Here is a 19,808-nt window from a genome sequence, read left to right as displayed (position 1 = left end):
TTACGAGATGTTGATTCTTGGGGAAATGGCGGAGACGAAGTCCGCACCATCCTGACCCAGCAACCGGTCGTTTCCGTCGCCGCCGGCCAGACCGTCATCACCTTTGCCTGCGATGATCAGGTCGTCACCTAGACCACCGGACAAACGATCATTGCCGTCGCCACCAAACAGCCTGTCATCACCGCCATTGCCCGCAAGGAAATCGTCGCCGCCACGGCCCCCAAGGGTATCGTCGCCGCCCGCACCGCGCAGCAGGTCGCCGTCTTCGGTGCCGCGCAAAACCGTGTCACCGGGCAGCGGGGTATCGGCAGTGGCGAAATTGAAGGTGGAGGTGTCGCCGGTTGCGATGGCTGGAAGCGGCTGTCCTGTGGTATCTTCGAATACGCCTTCATCGAGTTCGACCGCGTAGCGCGCATCCGGACGGAAGAAGTCGGCGGTCGTAACGGTGGCCACATCGCCATCAATCTGAACGAACAGCGGATCGGCCACGTCAACGACCAGAACGTCCGATGGATCGTCACGGTTCACAAAGCGGATCTCCCCCGTGCCGCGTTCTATACTCTCAGTGAAGGTAAGCCGCACAGATGTTCCCGGATCCACATCGCGGCCATTATCCGCCGGGTCGGATGACAATAGAAACGGGCGTGCGTCGGCGTCAAAATCAATGACCGCCGGGGTCGTGGTGGTTCCGCTGACCTCATAGCCGAGACGCCCGTCCGATCCTGAACCCCAAGTGTAGACTGTTCCATCGGCGGCAACCGCGATGATGTGGTTTGGCCCCGTCGCAATCTCCACGATCTCAACATCGTCCAGTTCGGCAATCTTGGTCGGATAAAAGGTTCCATCGGTTTCGGTCGCGGGATCGCCGTCCAGACCACCCGTTGGGCCCCGGTCATTCGGACCCCAGGCATAGACATCTCCATCCTCCGTAAGCGCCACGGCCCAGCGGGCACCGCCCTTTACGTCAATGACGGTACCGGGGTGTCGATCTCAACCGGGGTCAGGATCTTGTCTTCCGTCGGCATGAAAGTGTTGTCGCCATTGTCCGTGCCGATCAGAAGCTGACCGAAGGAATTCTCCCCCCAGCCATAAAGCCGCCCGGATGCGGAAACCGCGTAGGATGTTTGCGTGGCCGCCGCAACGGCAATGAGGTCAGAGGGCAGCCCTTCGATCAGCACCGGGGACAGCACCTCGCGCACCGGGGTGCCGTCGATCTGCTCCGAGGGTGCGGCCTGCCCGTCGATGTTGGAGCCGAAGCCATAGACCGCACCGTCCTCCGTCAAGGCCAGCGCATGCGACGTGCCCGCAGCGACCGCAAGCACCCGGCCCGGCAGATCGACTTCGGTGGGCACGAGACGTTCGTCTTCATCGCCCTGACCCAATTGACCGGAGGTGTTCTGCCCCCAGGCATAAAGCGTGCCATCGCCGGTGATGGCGTAAGAGGCACCATTGCCCATCTCGATGACCGACACCGGTTTGTCATCCAGAACGCCGGTAATTTTTTCGGGCACAAGGCGGGCGTCCTCATCGCCAAGACCCAGGCGACCGGAATTGCCAAAGCCCCATGTATATACATCGCCGTCAGCGGTCAGGAATGCTGCATGGATCAGACCCGCAGAAACGGATGTGATGGCGCCATCAAACCCTTCCGGCAGCGTGACCGCGACCGGTGCCGGGATATCATAGCCCGCAACGCCCTGACCAAGCTGGCCCAGGACGTTTTCGCCCGTCGCCGTCATGGTGCCGGTTTCAGTGTCCAGAAAGACCGAGAAATGGTTGCCCGCACCGACGCTTGTATGCGCTGTGGCCACTGTGCCTTCGTAGAAAGAGACCGAGCGCGGCCGCTCCAGCGTGTCTTCGTCAAACGCGCGCGACGCAAGGACGTTGGTTTCACCGACGTCAAAGTAATCGCCGTCGCCATTCACGTCGGTCAGAATATAGACATTGTCCCCGAAGGCATCGAAATCATTGGACGTCAGGGCGATCCAGCCCGCGCCATCCGCTGCGACCGAAAAGGCGGCGAATGTTTCGAACACAGCCGGCAGTTGGCTGGAATTCCAGATCGTGACGGTCTCATTGGGCTGGTCGATGGCACCGGACCCGTCCAGATCGCTGAAGCGCACCAGATCGTGGCCATCATCGTCGCTGTCCAGCCACTCAAGCACCACAACGCTTTGCCCATCGGCTGCGGCGGTGAAATCAATGGGCGCGCCGGTTGATGTCTTCTCGGCGAAGGTCGAGAACTCATCGGCTTCGATGACGCCCGATCCGTCGGTATCCTCGAAGGTGTAGATTGAGTCCTCGGCGCTGCCGGAGGGATCAATCAGATAGCCGCGCGCACCGATGAATGACAGATCAAAGGGCGATGACGTCGGCACGACTGCGCTGAGGTCCAGCCAAAGCGACGCTTCGCCCGCATCTTCCGCGTCCCCGTCGCCATTCAGGTCCACCGTGCGGTAAATCCCGTCCTGTGGGCGCGACGACACACCTGCATTCACGACATAGATCGCACCATCTGGCCCCTCGGCGATACCGTTCGGGGTCGGCAGTGTGAAGGCGGCATCGTTGCCAGCTTGCGAAAACCACACGCTTGCCTCGCCCGCGTCATTGGCATCCCCGTCACCATTCAGATCAAAGAGACGATAGACCGCGTCAGTATCCCCATCCCCGATGTAGACCACACCGTCCGACGCTTGGGTCAGGTTCAGAATATTGCCCGTCGGCATGTCGATCCCGCTTGCGTTATCGCCGTCGAAAAAGACGATCCGCTCGCCGGCGTCGGCGGCATCCCCATCGCCATTGGTGTCCGCGAGCAGGTAAACCTTGTCGCTTCCCGCAATCGATCTGGACCCCTGATCCCCAAGTAATACGCCATCAACTGGCCCGTTCAGCACACGCGTCATCGCAATTCCCCCGATAGTCAACATGAGGGGGGCACAACGCCGTATTGGCCCGCCCCCCAATCATGTGGTTTTCGGCTGGCCGCAACATCGCTGAGCTGGCTGATCGGGAGGATAGTTGAAACAAGGCGCTTCAGTTGTCAGTCCGACAAAAACAATCGGAATTTTTACCCGCACTGCGGGTTTTACCAGTTCACGCGGCTCTGTTGCGTGAATCTTCGCAAAGCAAGTCATTGCGATCATTGATTTTTAGGAGAACCTCATGTCCCGGTACGACCCATGCGAGCCGTACCGTTTTCGACACGATGTTGTTCTCTTGTCTTTGCGCCGGCCGTGCCAATATCCGCTTTCTTATGAGGATGTGCGCAGGATTCCAGCACAGCGCGGGGTCATCGTAAAAACAGGGACACGCTGGCGTTGAGTTGCAGCGAATGCAAGTTCCCTTAGCGACGCCGGTTGACCGCCATACCCAGAAGCACGCCAAGCGCCAACGCCCCTGCTGCCGTTGCCACTGGCTGTTTGACCGCAAAATCGCGCGCGGCGGCGGTGACTTTCGTTACTTCGGCGCGCACGTCGGAAGCAACTGCTTCGGCCGTTTCCATCGCCGCAGTGGAGGTTTGCATGGCGTAATCACGCGCGGCTTCAGTCGCCTCTTTCGCGTCTGGTCCGCGCCGCTTGTCTTTTGTGTCTACAGATGCGTTGCTAAGCATTTCGGGGTCGGCTGAGTGTATGGTTGTCATCAGTGGTCTCCTTGAAAATATGTGTCATGGTGCGTGCCGGAAGGCATCGCGGCGCCTAGTGCGGCCGGATTTGCTCGTACCCGGCCTCAATGCCGCTGCGCAGCGCCGCTTCACCGGTGGCTGTTGCCGCGGCGATTTCGTCGCGCAGGGTCAGTTCGGCTTGCTGCATCAAAGCGTCACGCTTTGAGCCCAGCAACGCATCCTCCGTGCGGGTCCGTGGCAAAAACGCGGCGAGCAATGCGCCTGCACCGACGGCCAGCGCCGCGGTCGAGAAAGGCTGACGGTGATGAAAACTCTGCGCCTTTCGCTTGGCGATCGCCGCCTGACGATCCAGCCGTTCCTGTGCGTCGATCGCAGCTTCGCGAACTCTTATGACACGCTGCCGGGCTGGGGCTGGCAGATGGGCCAAACCTTTGTTCAGTGCCGCGCGCATCCTTGGCGCACGCGGCGCATCATCTTGGGCCGAGGTGGCCGCATCTACACGCCGATCAAACTCTTCCGTCAATGGATCAGAGCGCGACATACCGCGAGAGACCGGTTTGTGTCGTGTGTCATACGCAGGCTCCGGCGCGGGGCGTTTTGGACCGGCAAGCAGAGCGACGAGGCCCGCACCCACCAACATGGCGCCTGCTGGATTGGCACGGGCGGCATCCACCACCGTGTGACCGAGCGCACCACCACGGGCTTGGACCTCCCGCGCCACGGTGCTCGATATCCGTTCGGGCGACAATGCATCCGACAATTGGGACAGGGTGCGGTCCAGCATGGTCCGCTCTACCTGGATGTTTCGTTCGAGATCCTGGACGTCGTCAGACATGGGCATTCTCCTTGATCGTGTTGGCATCTTTGCGCAGGTTCCGCGCAGTTTTCTTCAGCTTCAGGTTTTTCGATGCAAGTCGCGATTTCCCCGCGAAAAACAGACCTGCCGCAAGTGCCACGGCGACCGCCGCGACCAGTAAAGACGCGATTGATACCGGCACGCCCGCTTCGGCCAGCGCGGCGACGGCAGCTGCCGTCAGAACATCCAGCGCTGAAAAAACCAGAAGGATGGCCGCGATGATCATGACGATACCTGCACCGGCGTGCCATGCCTTGGCTGCAACCTCTCGCTTTGCGAGTTCGATTTCGCTCTGGATAAGGCGCGCGCTTCGGGCCACTGCATCGCTCAACAAGGCGGGCGCATCCGTCGCGTCGGGTTGCGATGATGGCAGAGGATGGCTGCTGTGGCTCATCTATGAACCCTCCCATTGCCGCTGTCGTCGTGCTGCGCACTCGTGGCTTGCGCTGCGGCGGCCGGGGACGGCATGCCGGACACGTGGCCCGTCCATGGATCGCTGTCATCTGTGTTTGTCTCATGCGATGTCGGATCGCTGGCTTTCAAAAAGCGCGCCGCTGCAAACCCCAGCAGGACAGCACCCCCAAGAAACAACACCGGGTTTTCGCGCGCAAAGGCCGTAGCCTTGGATGCGGCCGTGCTGAAATCCGCTTCACGCAGCATGGCGGCGGCATCCTGAAGATGACTGGCAATCTGATCGGCAGCCTCAGCCTGCACGCTCCCGCTCTCAAGCTCGTCCAACGCCGCAGCTGCCGCGTCGGATACGTTTGACACGGTCGTCTCTGCCTTCTGCGTCGCTTTTTCAGTCAGAGCTTCGGCTTGATCGCGGGCGAGTTCACCGACCCGGTCGGCGGCCCCCTCAATCCTGTCGGACAGGGTCGCTTCGTCGTTTTTTGCTGGATGGTCTGTCATTTGATCCTCCGTTAAAACTCTACCTGCACAACAACACAGGACAGAATTTGTTCCGCATCAGGCTGTTTTTTCCTGATATCGGTCATTGGGGGATGACGGCGCGATCTGGTGAGGGGGCTAAAGCGCCAAGCGAAAAACCTCGATCGTGAAACGCTGCCTGAAATCAAAAATTTCAACGCGTTACGTCATATTTCTGGTATTTCGCCAGAGGTTCTAGACCATCTCGACGGGTATACCCGGCAGACGCGTTCCAAAATCCCTTGCGCGGGACACATCGTAGGGCAGCAAAAACCCTCTACGCTCAGTTGGCACCGAGGCTGCATTCTGCTGCGCCAGGGCGCGCCACAGATCCACCGTTTCAAGCTGAGGAGCGCGGTAGTGCGGGCCAGCATCTTTGGCCAGCCAAGCCGACATCACGCGGTTACGCAAATGGGACACTTGCGCCGGGTCGTCGATTTCGAGCCCCAATTCGGTGTCCCAGCGCATGCTCCGGCCATTGAGGTTCGCAGACGTCACAAGCCCCGCCCTGTCATCAAAGATCGACACTTTGGAGTGGACAAAAATCATGGGTGCGCCGTGGATGACGGGTCGTCCGCTCCCTGCCGCCTCTTTTGGCCGCGCGGGCGTGACACAGTACATCCTGTCTCCAAATGCCTCCTTCAACTGGCCAAGGCACTTTGCCTGCAGATATTCGCCATATTGATGATCAAGGCCGGTCTTGCCGTCAAAGGCCACTTCAAGCGGTGCAGCAGGCAGAAGAACAAGCAACCCCAGCCTGGGCCGGGCACGCGCACGCTCGCACAGGGAATTTGTGATCACCGGATCGCGCAAGAACTGATTTTCCAGATAGATCAGGTCTTCGGCCTGACCGATCAATTCCAGCGTTCGGTCCATGATCCCGGTGTCACTTACAACCGGCGATAACGACCCTTGGTTCTTTTCACGCCGCACAGACAGCGTACGCAGCAGGCCCTTTGGGGGGGCCACGGGTCGCTCACCGGCACATTCCGCACAGAAGCGGTCAAGGTGATCCCTTGCCGATCGTGCAAGCGCGCTGTCTTCGAGAAGCACATGGACATCATGCCAGGTTTCTTCGGCAGGACGATCATGCTGCGTGGTGTCAAACCGGCGCTCGTCCAAATCCAGGCCACCGATGTATAAAGTCCTATCATCAATTACTGCCAGTTTCTGATGGTGCGTGACCGGCAACATGGGTGGGAAATCACGGCGCTTTGGGTAAATGCGGCCCGCCTTGGTATAGGTAAAGCCGCGAAACCGCGGCATGCAGCGCAGCATTTCGGTACGCGCATGCGCAGACAGACCATTCAACCAGTCGCAGGTCTGTCCGATTTGCGATTGAACCTTGGGCCACAGAGCGATGCGCGGCCCCCAACCGACACGCGCAGGGTGCGGTTCAACGAATACTTGCAATCGGCCTGAACCGCTGACCATCTCTGCAATACCGGTCATGATACTGAGGGTTTTATAGCTGGTGCGGTGCAGTTCGGGACGCACAACGGGATCGAAATCAGAGATGCGAATTGTGATGTCAACGCCGTCGTCGAGCTTGGCAAGCAAGAGGTCCACCCACTGCGTTCCAACCCTTGCGGCTTCGTCGGACACCAAAGCCATCCTTGGGTCAAACACCCTGAACCCCATATCAATCCGGGTCTCGGCACTCAGAACGGCGGCTTCGAGGGCGCGGTAGCCCTCCTGTGCCGTTATCAAAATCTGTAGGTTATTCAGCCGGGCCATAGTCTAACTCTGCATCCGTTCTTGTTGTTGTGTCGGTGCTGCTTGGTTTGTTGTCAACGGTCGGCTCCCGCATCAGTGCCGTGCGTATCTCCTTGTTGACCTGGCGAAACCACACCAAGAGCGGAATAGCGATCACGCCGCCCAACGGCCCCCACATCCAAAGCCAGAATACGAGCGATAAGAAGACCAGCAAAGGGTTCACAGACATTTGCTTGCCCACCAAACTGGGGGTTACGAACTGCCCCTCAGTCATGTTCATTAAGATATAGGTCAACGCCGGCAAAAAACTCATCGGCCCGTCGAATACGACGAATCCGCCCAGCAAGAGAACCGCCGCAAAACTGATCGGACCAAGATAAAGCACATAGTTTACAAGGAACGCGCCGACCCCCCAATAGATCGCGTTGGGCATCCCATAGGCGGAGAGAACAAGCGCAACGAGCACCCCAAAGGAGACGTTGATCCCCGTGATCGTCAGAAAATAGCGAGAGACATCTGCTTCGGCACGGTAGAGAATTTCCTCGGAGATAGAGAGCGATGAAACATCCGCGTATTTGTAAAGCTCGATCCGTGTCAGAAGGAAGAAGTAAAGAATACCGACAAAAATCATGATCTGCGCGGCAAAGGCAGGCAGGTGGCTCAGGATGTCCGTGACGGATGGAACAGAGACCTCGACAGCGCTCGCGGTGGCCTCTTCCGGTGAGGCACCGGGCGCCAAAGACTGCGCGACCTGATTTTGCATGTTTTCAACATTTTCTATGGTCGTTCTGAAGCCGCTGATGACATCGCGCAGTTCGAGCCACATGATCGGAATACGCAAGGCGAACTCTGCCGCGACCGGATAGAAAATATAGACACCTGCGATGATGCTCGACATCACGATGATCAAGACGGCCAGCGCCCCGACGACGGGCGGAGCGCCCAGTTTCTGGAAAAAGTTGGTGAGCGGGGCAAAGACCACCCCGACCACAAGAGCAAAGATCAGCGGCATGAAGATATGTGTGCCAGCCTTCATCAGCCACACGAACGCAGCCATGCCGACCACCACCAAAACCACGCGGGCAATATATGCTGTCGGACGATCAAGCGCCGGCTCGGGGTGGTCCATGAGTGTCCTCCTGCTCAAAAAAATACCGGCGGCGCAAGACTGCGCTCGCCGGTTGTGCTGTTTGGGGTGATCACACGGTTGCGCGTGTCGCCCCCCGTGGCCCTGCGAAAAACCAGATGATAAATCCAATGACCGGCAGAACAAGAATCAACAACGTCCAGAGCAGTTTGCCACCCAGTGCTGCACCGCTGGTCCAGATTTTGACCACTGCGTAGATGTTCAATATCAGGACAAGCAGTCCGAGAATTCCATATTCCATGATGTGTACCTCCATTTGTGAGCTTCTGAGCGGACAACCCACGAGATGCCCGCATTGTTCCAAAGAAAATATCAGGAACTGATTTTGGACCCGTTCGTTGAATGGGCAGAACCAAAGAGGAGTTTTAAAAATGCGTACTGGATTTATCATCGCTGGCGTCGCTGCTGCGGCCGCAATCGGTTTCGGCATCTATATGGTCGATGTGGACATGACAGAAGAAGCCTCGCTCCCCGAGGTGGATCTGTCCATCGAGGGAGGCAACGTGCCCGAATTCGACGTGCAAACCGGTGACATCGAGCTGGGCACAGAAGAGGTGACTATGGAGGTGCCGAAAATCGAGATCGAGACACCAGAAGAAGACAACCGCGTCGCCGATAATCAATAAACACCTGCGACCTTAAAATACACCATGCACCGCTTCGAGATGAAGCGGTGCATTTTTTGATACGCCGCGCCCATAAAAAAATCCGCCCGGAACACATCCGCGGCGGACTTTTTGATTTGATCAGCAATGTCAGGCTATGACTGGAAAGATCGAATGTGTTTGTGTCGCAAGACATCTTTGCGCAGCAGGCCAATGTTTCGCTGGTGCGATTTGAAATGCAGGTCGAACACATCGCCAAACAAAGGAAAGGCGCCAACGGTCAAATCGAGGCCGGTGTTCAGCCCCATCCGCATCAGCGTTCTGCGGCGAACTCCCATCTTCGTACCCTCATAGATCATCAGCACACTTGGCAGCGTTGTCGCCACATCACCGATCCCCGGCACAAAGCCAAGGATACCATCCCAGCCAAATCTGACGCCGATGAGTGGCATGCGAAACCGGCTGTCGAACCGTTTGGCCAGCCGCTCCAGCCGCTCCAGACGATCCAGATGTTCGCGATGGATTGAATACTGGCGCATGGCGGGCTCAGGTCTTTTCCGCCAGATCGCGCAATTCGTCCGCGATCTGAGTGTCCGCTTCAGAATTGTCCACGACCTTTGCGACCTTTTCGTCCAGTTTCGCTGTCTTGGCCGCATCGTCGCCAACGTGTTCTTGATCCCTCTGCTTCTTCAGCGGGATGTGTTGTTCTGACCCTTTCAGGTGCGGATATTTCACGGTTTGCGATGTCGTCTTCACATGATTTCCTTTCATCAGGCTGTTTGCCCAATGAACGTCCCGGGGGGGCTTTTGTTCCGGCGTTGTTTACCAAGACTTGGGAAACAAAAATTTCAGGGAACTTCTGTGCAGCCCGTCGCGTTCGAAGAACAAGACGTTCTGCGATGTTCGCGCACCAATGCTGTCGCATGGATCGCAGCACAGTAACGATGCACGACCAGCCCGCTAAACCTTCACACTGTGGCACAGGCTGGCACAACGAATGGAGATCACAATGGATACGACGTATCTCGTCGGCTTGCTATTTCTCATCACGCTGAGCGCCGTCCTGATTTTTGCGGTTGTCAGCAAGGGCAGAACAGAAAAACGAATGAAGGATGACGAAGCACCAAAATCGACACTCGCCAAGGACGCACCCGACACCAGGGATTAAGCGGCTACTGAGCGCACAATCCCAACGCCGCCCCTGATACAAGGGGGCGGCGTTGTTCGTTTTCGACCCTCAGATCAGTGCAGTCACGATCTTTGTTTTCCGGGCACAGAAATACGCGGCCCCAACGGCCAGCAGGTTCGCCGCTACCGCCGCAAACAATACCCCCGTGAACCCCAGAAAGAGCGCACCCACCCACGCCGCGGGCACGTAGACGAAAAAAATGCGCCCGATGCTCAGACCCATGGAATATCCCGCCTTGGACCGCGCGTTCATTGCGGCATTCGTGGTAATCACGATCCCGTAACCGAACAGGCTCCACCCGACAATCCGCAGATATTGCGCAGCATAGGCTGCGGCGTCCCCTTGCGCGAAAAGACCCGCGAGCTGATCGGCAAACAGGGCCATGACAACGCCCAGGCAGAGCCCATAGGCAACGCAGGCCATCCATGCGATACGCATAGCCGCTTGCGCTCTTTCTTGCTTGTCTGCCCCCCAATTCTGACCGACGACGGGACCGATCCCCGCCGAAAGCGCCAGAAGAACGACGACCGCAACCGACTGGATGCGCGTGGCGGCCCCAAAACCTGCGACGGCCTCATCGCCCAGGGTCGCCACGGCAGCCGTCACCAACGCGATACCGGCGGGATTGATAGCGTTTGAGAATGCGGCGGGCAAACCGACCTTGAATATCTCCTGCAGGGAAAAGGCGATGCCCTTGAGCATATCGCCGCAGATCGCCAGAACTCCCGTGCGCCACGCCCAGTAAATCGCGGCCGTGCACCCCAATCCCCGCCCGATTGCCGTAGCAAGTGCTGCGCCTTCGGTTCCCATTCCGGCCACAGGACCCCAGCCAAAAATAAACAAAGGGGTAAGCGCGATGTTGACCAGTGCAGACCCAATCATGATCAATGACGATGTCCCCCCATCGCCATAGGCGCGAAAAATCGCGTTCACCACCATCATCACAACGAGGAAGGGGAACGATAATGACCAGAAAGGCACATAGGACACCGCCTCCGTCAACGGCTGATCGGATGCACCCATCCACGAAAACAACAGCGGCGCGGAAAATAGAAAGCCCAACGCAACAGCGACAGACAGCAATAGCCCAACAGCCACTGCGTGTATTGCAAGGCGCTGCGGATGATCGTCAGATCCGCCGCGACCCACGGCCTGCGATATGGCGGCATTGGCGCCTGCTGACATACCAATCGACAGCGACGTCAGCGCGGTTGTCAGCGGGTAAATGAAACCGACGGCCGCCAGCGGCGCGTTTCCCAACTGGCCGAGGAAGAACGCATCGACCAGTCCAACGCTGAGCACCGCCAGAATGCCAAAGGTCATCGGTGCAGATACAGCGATCAAAGCGCGCCACACCGGCCCGCTTGTCAATTCTCTGGATGCCATGAAAAATTCCAAACTGTTGTTCATTTCACGGTGGCACCACAACGCCACCGACGGTCAGGAACTCTGAACGATAGGGTTTGTTCCACATCTTCCATCATGGAACTTGTGAGCGGCCCCGACGTTAGTTGCTCAAACGGAGGACCGTATGAGCAAAAAACACACAACGTCGATCAAGAAAAATGACACCTATGAGGCCTTGCGCGCGGATGGCGCGTCCAAGTCAAAGGCCGCAGCGATCGCCAACGCTCAGGCCAACGACACCATGTCGCCGTCTGAAAAAGGCGGCAAGGCGCCCCGTTATGAAGCGCGCACGAAAGACGATCTGATGGCGCTTGCACGCGACCGGGACATCTCCGGCAGATCGACCATGACCAAGGAAGAACTCATCCGCGCGTTGCGCGATGAGAGCGTCTGACGAAATACCTGACACATCAGATATCACGTAACGCGTTGAAATATATGGCTTCAGGCAGCATTGCGCAATTCAGGTTTTTCCCATGACGCTTCAGATACGAAAGGAGAACGCAATGTCCAAGATATCAGTCGGAGACAACGTCCAATGGAATTGGGGCAACGGAAAGGGACGCGGCAAAGTGACGAAACGCTTTACAGAAGACGTCACTCAAACCATCAAGGGATCCGACGTCACACGAAAGGCAGACGCTGACTGCCCCGCCTTTCTGATCGAACAGGAGGATGGAGACGAAGTTTTGAAATCCGCCTCCGAGGTTGAAAAATCGTAGCGATTTCTGCCCCCCTATCGACAAGGCCGCGCCGGATCTGACCGGCGCGGCTTTTTCTCAATCTGCGTCCTGCGCTTCGACTTCAGGCTGCACTTGAGCCCATGTCAGCATGGTGAAGATGACCGTACCGCCCAGAACATTGCCGATGAATACCGGAATAAAGAAGCCAAAGATTGCCTGAGCAAGCCCCATCTCTGCCTGAACGAGCAGGAACGCCATTTCAACGGATCCCGCCACGATGTGCGTGAAATCGCCCAAAGCGATGAGCCATGTGAACAAAGTGATGACGGCGACCTCGCTGCCTTTGGATGATGGCAACATCCACACCAGCGCGGCGATCAGGATACCTGCGGGGATACCCCGCATCAGCCCCTCCATGGCAGGCATGCCTGTCGCGTGGTGACTGAGGTCTGTCATGGCGACAAACACGTCATCTGAAAGCACGCCGGCATAGGCGAAAAAGCCCGCGATCAGGAACGCACCCACCACGTTGGCGGCCAGAACAGCCGCCCACAGCCTGAGGGTGCGGCGTAGTGCCCGGCGGGTCGGGTTGAGCGTGACCGGCACCACCGTCGTAATGGTGTTTTCGGTAAAAAGCTGCATCCGGCCCAGAATGACGAGCAGGAAGCCGAGGCTGTAACCCGCATTCTCCACGATGAACCGCCATGGGGCATCAGGCAGATACGCGCGCAACGTCGCCTCGCCCAAAACGGAAAAAGAGATCAGCAAACCAGCTGCGATGCCCGAAAACCAAAGGGCACGCATCGGGCGTTCCAGTTCTTCTTCGCCATTGCGTCGGATCGTCTCAAAGACAAGCAGAGGAGAAAGACCAGCGGCCTCTTCAACCGCTTCTTTCTCTTCTTCCTTGCGCGTCAGGTCGCGGGACTGCTCGGTAAGCTCGGTCACTGGGGCTCCTCCATTCAAAGATGACATACGCGCCTGCACCCGGTTTTGTTCCCGGACGGAACAATCCGCGCCCTATGCGTGTTGCTCCTACATGGTTTTATTTTCCTCTTCCTGCGCAACGACAGCGATGGCGGCATCATGACAAAATCCGTGACACGCAAGTCAGGTGCAGAAATGGTCTTGCAATCCGCTCGGCTGTCCCGCGTGTCGCTGGCGCTGGCCAAGCACGGCGTCCTGTTGCCCCTTGTTTTTCTGCCGCCGACGGTATGGGCCGCCTCTGAATTGGCCTGGGGCCTTGTGCTGGCATTGCTGGCGCCAGCCGCTCTGGGCGGCGGACTGTCGCTTGCTGTCGCACGAACCGCTCTGCCCAAGGATTTACGGCAGGTCGAAGCGATCGTTGTGCTGGCGCTGCTGTTTGTTCTGACGCCCGTGTTGTCGATACCGGCTTTCATGACCCTCGGCATGCCTCCAGTTGATGCGCTTTTTGAGGGTATGAGCGCTCTGACAACAACCGGCCTTTCGGTTGCGACCAACGCGGACACATGGCCATTTGCAGGTCACCTGCTGCGCAGTTGGATGCAGTGGTGCGGCGGGCTTGCGATGGCAACTGCCGTCCTTGCCATGCTCATAGGGCCCGGTGTTACCGCGCGAAAACTCGGCAAGGTCAACATGGATGACGGCGATCTCATATCATCGACGCGCACGCACGCCCGCCAGCTTCTGGGTGCCTATGCAGGAATTACCCTGGTTTTCGGCGCTGCGATCTCGGCCAGTATCGGATCCGTACCCGAAGGCCTGCTCTTGACGCTGTCGGCTGTTTCTACCGGCGGTTTTGCGTATCTGCCGGATTCGGTCGCATCTTATGCGCCGATGACGCAGGGCCTGACGATATCGGCATCTCTTTGCGGCGCGGTATCATTGCTCGCAGTCGCGCTGTTGTGCAAGAGAGACTGGTCCAACGCATGGTTGACCGGCTCGCTGCAACGTATGGCGCTTTGGTCCATGGGCTGCGTTCTGACGCTCTGCATATGCGTTTGGGTATTAGGCGGATCCGGCTATTACGTTCACGCCTGGAATTTGCTCAGTGCCATCAGCACGGCAGGCTATTCCATCGGCGCGATGCCCACTGAACCGGTACTGCTTGTTTTTTTCATTGCGGTCATGGCCATCGGGGGGGATGTCGGATCAACCGCCGGTGGCATAAAACTGGCGCGTTTCTTGACCTTGATGCGCACGGGTCAGCATGCCGCGCGTGGGCCGAGGTTGCCAGTGAACGCCGTGGCCCCCATGCGGGAACACGGGCAGGTGTTGAAACAAAGCCAATTGATCGCCCTATTGGCGCTGCTCCTGTTTTACTCCGTTTTCGTGCTGAGCTTGTGGACGTTATTCCTCGCCCATGGCCATCCGCCACTGCCTGCTCTTTTCGATGCGGTGTCGGCATTTTCAACCGTCGGCCTGTCCACAGGCGTCATAGGCGCTGACAACCCTGCCCTGCTCAAAATCGCGACAACCTTCGCAATGCTTCTGGGCCGGCTGGAGTTTGTCGCGGTGCTGCTGCTTGTCTTGCCCAGAACCTGGCACATCCCACATCACAGGAGAAAATAATGCGTATTGTCATCGTCGGAGGCTCCAAATTCGGGGTCGCAACCGCTGAACAACTCATCGACAAAGGTCATGAGGTCGTCTTGATCGACAAGAACCGTGAGAAACTGGAAGCTCTCACGGATCGGCTGGATTGCGGCATGATCCAGGGCGATGGATCTTCGCCCAAGGTCCTGCGAGAAGCCTACGCGGAGGAAAACGATGTCCTGGTCGCCCTGACCAATGCCTCAGATGACAACATTCTGACCGCGCTCGTTGCACGCTCTGTCGGGTTTGGGCGGGTCATCCCGCAAATCGTGGAAGCGGAATTGCTGGACGTCTGCGTTGAGCTGGATCTGAAAGACACGATAACGCCCCATGTCACCGTCGCCCGTAGCATCTGCCGTGCGCTGGAGGAAGACACCGAATTGGCGCGCGACACCAACCTCACTGGTGATCTGAGGCTCTTGCGCCTGTCCGTGACGTCTCAATTGAGTGGCTGCAGCCTGTCGGAACTGGATCTGCCCGATGAATGTCGGGCGGTCGCCATTGTGCATGAGGACCGCGAAAAATTTGCTGACCCGGATGCGGTTGTGAGCGAGGGTGAAGATATTCTGTTTGCGGTTCACGAAGACCGCGTTGCAGACCTCAAGGCGTTGTTCGCCACATCGTGAACATGCGCTGGTCCCTTGAAACAAGGGACCGGCACCCTCTGGTCTGGCATGTCTGATGACACACCTGAAGCACCAAGCACCACGTAACGCGTTGAAATATCTGACTTCAGGCCGCGTTGCGTACTTCAGGTTCCTACCATCACGCTTCAGGCTTTCAACGTTTCGGTGGAAGAAAAGAACATCGCCTGGCTCACCGCCACTTTGACTTGCTCTTCGGTATAGGGCTTGGCGATCATGAATGCCGGTTCGTGGCGCTCCCCGGTCAATAACCGCTCCGGATAGGCGGTGATGAAAATGACAGGCCGGTCGCCAAGATCGCCGAGGATTTCCTTTACGGCGTCTATACCGGACGAGTTATCAGCGAGGTGAATATCCGCAAGGATCAGGTCCGGCTCTTTCTGCCCTGCAAGCGTGACGGCAGCCTTGTGCGTCCGCGCAATTCCGGTCACCTCATGCCCCATATCGGTCACCATGTTTTCCAGATCCATCGCGATCAGCGATTCATCTTCGATAATCATGACCCTGCCCGCGACCGAGGCTTTCATTTCATCATATGCGGATTGCAACAAAGCGTTGACGTCCTCTTTGCTCATTGATGTGACCTGCGCGACCTCCGCGGCAGAAAACCCCTCGATCACCGTCATGAGCAAAGCCTCACGGCTATTGGGCGTCAGCTTTTCAAGATGGGCGTGGGCCGCTGCGGAAAGTTCGCTGTCCTTCGCACCTGTGGGCGCACCGCTGGAATGCCAGATGACATGGAAGACCTTGAACAGGGCGGTCTTGGGGTGGGCTGCATGGTCAAAGACGCTTGCATCGCTCAGCAGTGCCTCAAGCGTTGCTGCGGCATAGGTATCACCTGTCTCCTGACTGCCCGTCAGCGCACGCGCATAACGGCGAAGATAGGGAAGTTGCTGGCCCACCTTCTCGGCAAGATCATCGGCAGTTGCTTCGTATGGCATCGACATCTCCAACTTTTTTTGAATTCTATGGGAACCAAACGCACCGGACGCGCGTTTGGTTCCCATGTGCACATCAAATTTTTCGAAAGGATCCCACTTATGGCTCGGGACGATCAGGCAGGCAAGACCTCCGAATTCATAGACAAGAACCTGAAGCAGATCTTTCAACAAGAAATAGAGCGCGACATTCCAGACCGGTTCACCAATCTGATCGAACAGTTACGCGCAAAAGATGCATCAACCGACAACAGCAGCGGCGGCAAAAAAGTATGACAGATCCCAGAGACGAGATCGTTGAGCACCTCAGAACGCTGCGGGCCTTCGCGCTCAGCCTGACGCGGAACACGGCGATGGCAGATGATATGGTGCAGGATACGATCGAAAAGGCCTGGCGCAACATCGATAAGTTCGAGGCAGGCACCAACATGCGCGCGTGGCTTTTCACCATTCTGCGCAACACCTATTATTCCAACCGTCGCCGCGCCAAGCGCGAGGTCGCTGACCCGGAAGGTGCAATGGTTGAACAATTGTCTGAGAAGCCCGCACATGACGGGCGTCTGCACATGACGGATTTTCGCGCCGCATTCACGCAACTGCCCGATGAACAACGCGAGGTTCTGTTACTTGTGGGGGCCTCTGGCTTTTCCTACGAGGAAGCAGCAGAAATGTGCGGCGTCGCTGTCGGTACGATAAAAAGCCGCGTGAACCGTGGCCGCAAACGGCTGGCGGAACTGATGGATGTCAATGAGGATCAACCCATGGAGCTTACGGACGCCCACACGGTCGCAGTTGTCGCGGCGGGTGTGACGGCTGCATGAGGTAAATGCGTGCGCCTGAAGAACCGTTTTTCCCGGCTGGGGCTTGCCGCACGCGCCATGGCTTTTGTGACGCTTGCACTGCTGCCTCTGGGGCTTATCGCGATCTGGCAGACAGACCGCATCATTCAAAACCAGAGCGATACAGCAGAGCGCGCGCTGCTCGCCATCACTGAAAAGGCGGCCGCGCGCGAGCGGCGCATCATTGAACGGGCGATCGGTGCTGCCGCGGCGATGGGCAACACGGCGCACTCACTGAAAGACGATCCGGCAGCGTGCCGGTCCGTCATGGCAAGCTTCGAGCAAGGCAGCGCGCTTTACAGTTTTGCCGGGTTCACACCGGCATCAGGGTCTGCCGGATGCCATTCAGGCCAGACAGGCGCCTATGACGATAATGCGCAGTTTGCCGAATTCGTCGCTGAAGAGCGGTTGGGCCTCTATGTCAAACGTGATCCGGAAAACCCCGACGCGTCAGTGCTTGTGATCGCAACACCGGCCTTCGAAGCGGGCCGCTACGTCGGACATCTCCGTCTGCACGTCCCGCATGCCAGTTTCGAGACAACCGAAGTCTTCGGAGGCGATCGCCCGCTTGGGCTGATAACCTTCAGTGACAAAGGCGAAATTCTGACGTCAGAACGCGTGTTGGCAACAGCGCGAGATTCCCTGCCCGACAATGTGGATCTGCAAGACCTCATCGCCGACGATCCATACACTTTCACGGCCGTATCGGCGAACGAGATCGAACGCACCTATGCTTTCGTCCCCCTGACGGCAGGAAACGCCTATGCCTTGGGAACATGGAATACGGATGCTGCGTTGTTGCAGGGTGAGGCAGGATACTGGCGCACCATCATACTCGCCGCACTTATGTGGCTGGGCAGCGTGCTGGTTATTTTTCTGATCATGCAATTACTGGTGATCCGCGGGATCAAGCGCCTCCGAACGCAGGTGCGCAGCTTTCGGGATACGCGGACAATTCCTGCCGGCGAAATCGTGGCGAAGGGCGAACTCTACGATCTGGAAGTTGATATCGTCGCCATGGCCGAAACGATTGTGCGGGACGAAGCCGAGCTGGAAGACGCCGTGCATGAAAAGAATGTTCTCTTGAAAGAGGTACACCACCGGGTAAAAAACAATCTACAACTTATCAATTCCATCATCAACATGATCCTGAGGGGGGCAAAAAGCCCCGAAACACGTACTGTTGTAAAACGGCTGCAGGATCGGGTCATGGCGCTCGCCTCGGTCCACCGCACAATTTATCAGGCACAGTCAATGGACCGGGTGGATGCGTCTGAAATCGTCCGGGAGATTGTAAATCAAGGGGTGGCAATCGGTTTGCCGCGCGGGTCCGATGTCGACATCAGATGCAATCTATCCCCTGTCTCGCTCTACCCTGATCAGGCCATGCCATTGTCCTTGCTCGTTTCAGAGGCAATCACCAATGCGTTGAAATACGTGGGCGGTGACAATGCATTTATCGCGGTCGATTTATCGACAACCTCAACGGATGACGAGGATGGCACCAGCAGACACACGGCCACCCTGAGGATTGCGAACACCGTTGGCGACACGGTGGATGATGATGAAGGGACCGGACTTGGATCGCAGCTCTTGCGCGCCTTCACGCACCAGTTGGATGGCGAAGCCGTAACCTCAAATCACAGCGGCCTCTATTCATTCAGCACAACCTTCAACATCAGCGCTTTCAATCCTGAAGAGAGTGATTTCGTCGAGAAGCGCGCCGAAGAGGACTGAGCGCTGCTCTGGCCCGGTTTGATCTATCGGGCGTGGAATTGTTGGCAAGTCGAGGCCAATGGAACGCTCTGCGCTATACTGCACCGCCGTTGGAAATGGCGGCATCAGCACGCGGCCATTTTGCTGAAAACTGTGGCTCCCGGACACTGCAAATCAGGGTATCCACCTAGGCAAACTACTCGGGCGGGGGTATGCCTTTATTGCCGACAAGCGCCGAAGCCTTGTCTGCAATCGTATCATTTCTTTCAAAAATCCAAGCCGCACATTCGCAGCGACGCGATGTGTGACCCGGTCCAACCAGAACAGTTTCGTTCAGCCCAAGTTGCGCGTGCGCTCTACGCAGTCACGTAACTCGCTACGCATGCTCTTCAACGCGTCACGCAACGTGTCATTTTCGACTTTGTTGATCGCATCATCGAATGCGTTCAGAACATGCTGCTCCCCATTGCGAACCGAGGCCAAGATGTTCTGATCGATATGAGAAAAATGTGACCGCGCGGCGATGACTGTCTCATGTACCTTCGCCATGAAGGATCCACCCTCTTCCACATCAAACCCATGCTCAGCGAGTTTTGAGCGCAATTGCGCCGCGTGCTTTTCGTGCAGCTCGCGAAATTCCTCGGCGACTGGCTCGAAATCCTCTTTGGCCTCTTCAACCAAGCGCTCCATTCCCTGGCGTACGTCCTCGACCCGCGTCATCAGCGTCTGCAAGGCCCGCTCCGCGTCGGAGCCTACGTGAAATGATGTGTTTTCCTTATTCATAATCCATTCCTCTGTTATTGCCTAACGTCATCAAGTGAACCCCTGACGATCTGAATCGTTCCGACCCCAGCCATAAAAACCAGGGTGCGGTTGGCCTTTCGACGCCTGCCAGATGGCATCAACGCGCTGCGACAGGTTTGGTCAAAATGTGTTGTGCGGGCA

At 57.6% G+C, this 19,808-nt stretch carries 24 protein-coding genes; 9 read left to right on the top strand and 15 right to left on the bottom strand.

The features are described from left to right. From RD1_RS20440 to RD1_RS11375, 9 genes are all read right to left on the bottom strand, one after another. The gene (locus RD1_RS20440; protein WP_050759079.1) at positions 1-939 is read right to left on the bottom strand and encodes an Ig-like domain-containing protein; all 939 of its coding nucleotides are present in this window, start codon (positions 937-939) and stop codon (positions 1-3) included. A 20-nt stretch (positions 940-959) separates the two neighbouring features. Beyond that, the gene (locus RD1_RS20435) at positions 960-2,903 is read right to left on the bottom strand and encodes an RCC1 domain-containing protein (RefSeq protein ID WP_050759078.1); all 1,944 of its coding nucleotides are present in this window, start codon (positions 2,901-2,903) and stop codon (positions 960-962) included. A gap of 440 nt (positions 2,904-3,343) precedes the next feature. Beyond that, a complete protein-coding gene (locus tag RD1_RS11405) occupies positions 3,344-3,640 on the bottom strand; it encodes a hypothetical protein (protein ID WP_011568663.1) in 297 nt (98 codons plus the stop codon). A gap of 55 nt (positions 3,641-3,695) precedes the next feature. Beyond that, complete coding sequence (locus RD1_RS11400; RefSeq protein ID WP_011568662.1) at positions 3,696-4,457, bottom strand: DUF3618 domain-containing protein; 762 nt, start codon at positions 4,455-4,457, stop codon at positions 3,696-3,698. Next, the gene (locus RD1_RS11395; RefSeq protein ID WP_011568661.1) at positions 4,450-4,872 is read right to left on the bottom strand and encodes a phage holin family protein; all 423 of its coding nucleotides are present in this window, start codon (positions 4,870-4,872) and stop codon (positions 4,450-4,452) included. The genes RD1_RS11400 and RD1_RS11395 overlap by 8 nt, the downstream gene beginning before the upstream one ends. Continuing rightward, positions 4,869-5,387: a hypothetical protein gene (locus RD1_RS11390; RefSeq protein ID WP_011568660.1), complete on the bottom strand. Its 519-nt coding sequence runs from the start codon at positions 5,385-5,387 to the stop codon at positions 4,869-4,871. Before RD1_RS11390 ends, RD1_RS11395 begins: the two co-directional genes overlap by 4 nt. Positions 5,388-5,600: 213 nt before the next feature. Next, a complete protein-coding gene (locus tag RD1_RS11385; RefSeq protein WP_011568659.1) occupies positions 5,601-7,142 on the bottom strand; it encodes a phospholipase D family protein in 1,542 nt (513 codons plus the stop codon). Then, positions 7,126-8,250, bottom strand: coding sequence for an AI-2E family transporter (locus tag RD1_RS11380; RefSeq protein WP_011568658.1), 1,125 nt, complete (start codon positions 8,248-8,250; stop codon positions 7,126-7,128). The genes RD1_RS11385 and RD1_RS11380 overlap by 17 nt, the downstream gene beginning before the upstream one ends. A gap of 70 nt (positions 8,251-8,320) precedes the next feature. After that, positions 8,321-8,509: a PLDc N-terminal domain-containing protein gene (locus tag RD1_RS11375; RefSeq protein WP_044033433.1), complete on the bottom strand. Its 189-nt coding sequence runs from the start codon at positions 8,507-8,509 to the stop codon at positions 8,321-8,323. A 130-nt stretch (positions 8,510-8,639) separates the two neighbouring features. On the opposite strand from RD1_RS11375, the gene RD1_RS11370 reads away from it, so the two are divergent. Next, entirely contained in the window at positions 8,640-8,894 is a 255-nt protein-coding gene (locus tag RD1_RS11370; RefSeq protein WP_011568657.1) for a hypothetical protein, read from the top strand. A gap of 134 nt (positions 8,895-9,028) precedes the next feature. Here the strand turns inward: RD1_RS11370 and RD1_RS11365 are convergent, their stop codons facing one another. Next, positions 9,029-9,412, bottom strand: a complete 384-nt coding sequence (locus RD1_RS11365) for a DUF4112 domain-containing protein (RefSeq protein ID WP_011568655.1) — start codon at positions 9,410-9,412, stop codon at positions 9,029-9,031. 7 nt (positions 9,413-9,419) lie between these two features. Continuing rightward, complete coding sequence (locus tag RD1_RS11360; protein ID WP_143090274.1) at positions 9,420-9,629, bottom strand: hypothetical protein; 210 nt, start codon at positions 9,627-9,629, stop codon at positions 9,420-9,422. A 253-nt stretch (positions 9,630-9,882) separates the two neighbouring features. Here RD1_RS11360 and RD1_RS21160 point away from each other — a divergent pair, with 253 nt between their 5' ends. Beyond that, positions 9,883-10,041, top strand: coding sequence for a hypothetical protein (locus RD1_RS21160; protein ID WP_011568653.1), 159 nt, complete (start codon positions 9,883-9,885; stop codon positions 10,039-10,041). Positions 10,042-10,110: 69 nt separating this feature from the next. Here the strand turns inward: RD1_RS21160 and RD1_RS11355 are convergent, their stop codons facing one another. Next, positions 10,111-11,448, bottom strand: coding sequence for an MATE family efflux transporter (locus RD1_RS11355; RefSeq protein WP_011568652.1), 1,338 nt, complete (start codon positions 11,446-11,448; stop codon positions 10,111-10,113). 145 nt (positions 11,449-11,593) lie between these two features. Between RD1_RS11355 and RD1_RS11350 the strand changes: the two genes are divergently transcribed. Together RD1_RS11350 and RD1_RS11345 are read left to right on the top strand one after the other, a co-directional pair. Then, positions 11,594-11,863: a DUF7218 family protein gene (locus RD1_RS11350; protein WP_011568651.1), complete on the top strand. Its 270-nt coding sequence runs from the start codon at positions 11,594-11,596 to the stop codon at positions 11,861-11,863. Positions 11,864-11,975: 112 nt separating this feature from the next. Next, on the top strand, positions 11,976-12,191 hold the full coding sequence (locus RD1_RS11345; RefSeq protein WP_011568650.1) for a DUF2945 domain-containing protein: 216 nt from the start codon (positions 11,976-11,978) through the stop codon (positions 12,189-12,191). Positions 12,192-12,248: 57 nt separating this feature from the next. On the opposite strand, the gene RD1_RS11340 is transcribed toward RD1_RS11345, so the two are convergent. Then, the gene (locus RD1_RS11340) at positions 12,249-13,097 is read right to left on the bottom strand and encodes a formate/nitrite transporter family protein (RefSeq protein ID WP_011568649.1); all 849 of its coding nucleotides are present in this window, start codon (positions 13,095-13,097) and stop codon (positions 12,249-12,251) included. A 138-nt stretch (positions 13,098-13,235) separates the two neighbouring features. Between RD1_RS11340 and RD1_RS11335 the strand changes: the two genes are divergently transcribed. Both RD1_RS11335 and RD1_RS11330 read left to right on the top strand, forming a co-directional pair. Continuing rightward, positions 13,236-14,702 (top strand): TrkH family potassium uptake protein, encoded by a 1,467-nt coding sequence (locus tag RD1_RS11335; protein ID WP_044033432.1) that lies wholly within the window; start codon positions 13,236-13,238, stop codon positions 14,700-14,702. Continuing rightward, complete coding sequence (locus RD1_RS11330) at positions 14,702-15,352, top strand: potassium channel family protein (protein ID WP_011568647.1); 651 nt, start codon at positions 14,702-14,704, stop codon at positions 15,350-15,352. The genes RD1_RS11335 and RD1_RS11330 overlap by 1 nt, the downstream gene beginning before the upstream one ends. A 146-nt stretch (positions 15,353-15,498) precedes the next feature. Here the strand turns inward: RD1_RS11330 and RD1_RS11325 are convergent, their stop codons facing one another. Continuing rightward, on the bottom strand, positions 15,499-16,311 hold the full coding sequence (locus RD1_RS11325; RefSeq protein WP_085978964.1) for a response regulator: 813 nt from the start codon (positions 16,309-16,311) through the stop codon (positions 15,499-15,501). Positions 16,312-16,410: 99 nt separating this feature from the next. Between RD1_RS11325 and RD1_RS11320 the strand changes: the two genes are divergently transcribed. Genes RD1_RS11320 through RD1_RS11310 form a run of 3 tightly spaced genes read left to right on the top strand, consistent with a single transcriptional unit; the run spans position 16,411 to position 18,884 of the window. Continuing rightward, positions 16,411-16,584 (top strand): NepR family anti-sigma factor, encoded by a 174-nt coding sequence (locus RD1_RS11320; protein WP_105880355.1) that lies wholly within the window; start codon positions 16,411-16,413, stop codon positions 16,582-16,584. Further along, complete coding sequence (locus RD1_RS11315; protein ID WP_044033099.1) at positions 16,581-17,129, top strand: RNA polymerase sigma factor; 549 nt, start codon at positions 16,581-16,583, stop codon at positions 17,127-17,129. Before RD1_RS11320 ends, RD1_RS11315 begins: the two co-directional genes overlap by 4 nt. Positions 17,130-17,138: 9 nt before the next feature. Continuing rightward, on the top strand, positions 17,139-18,884 hold the full coding sequence (locus RD1_RS11310) for a sensor histidine kinase (protein WP_074958780.1): 1,746 nt from the start codon (positions 17,139-17,141) through the stop codon (positions 18,882-18,884). A 312-nt stretch (positions 18,885-19,196) separates the two neighbouring features. On the opposite strand, the gene RD1_RS11305 is transcribed toward RD1_RS11310, so the two are convergent. Further along, positions 19,197-19,646, bottom strand: coding sequence for a ferritin-like domain-containing protein (locus tag RD1_RS11305; RefSeq protein WP_011568643.1), 450 nt, complete (start codon positions 19,644-19,646; stop codon positions 19,197-19,199). Positions 19,647-19,808 lie beyond the last annotated feature (162 nt).

It is taken from the genome of Roseobacter denitrificans OCh 114 (genome assembly GCF_000014045.1).
Taxonomy (GTDB): domain Bacteria; phylum Pseudomonadota; class Alphaproteobacteria; order Rhodobacterales; family Rhodobacteraceae; genus Roseobacter; species Roseobacter denitrificans.
This window is presented reverse-complemented; position numbering and strand designations above follow the sequence as displayed.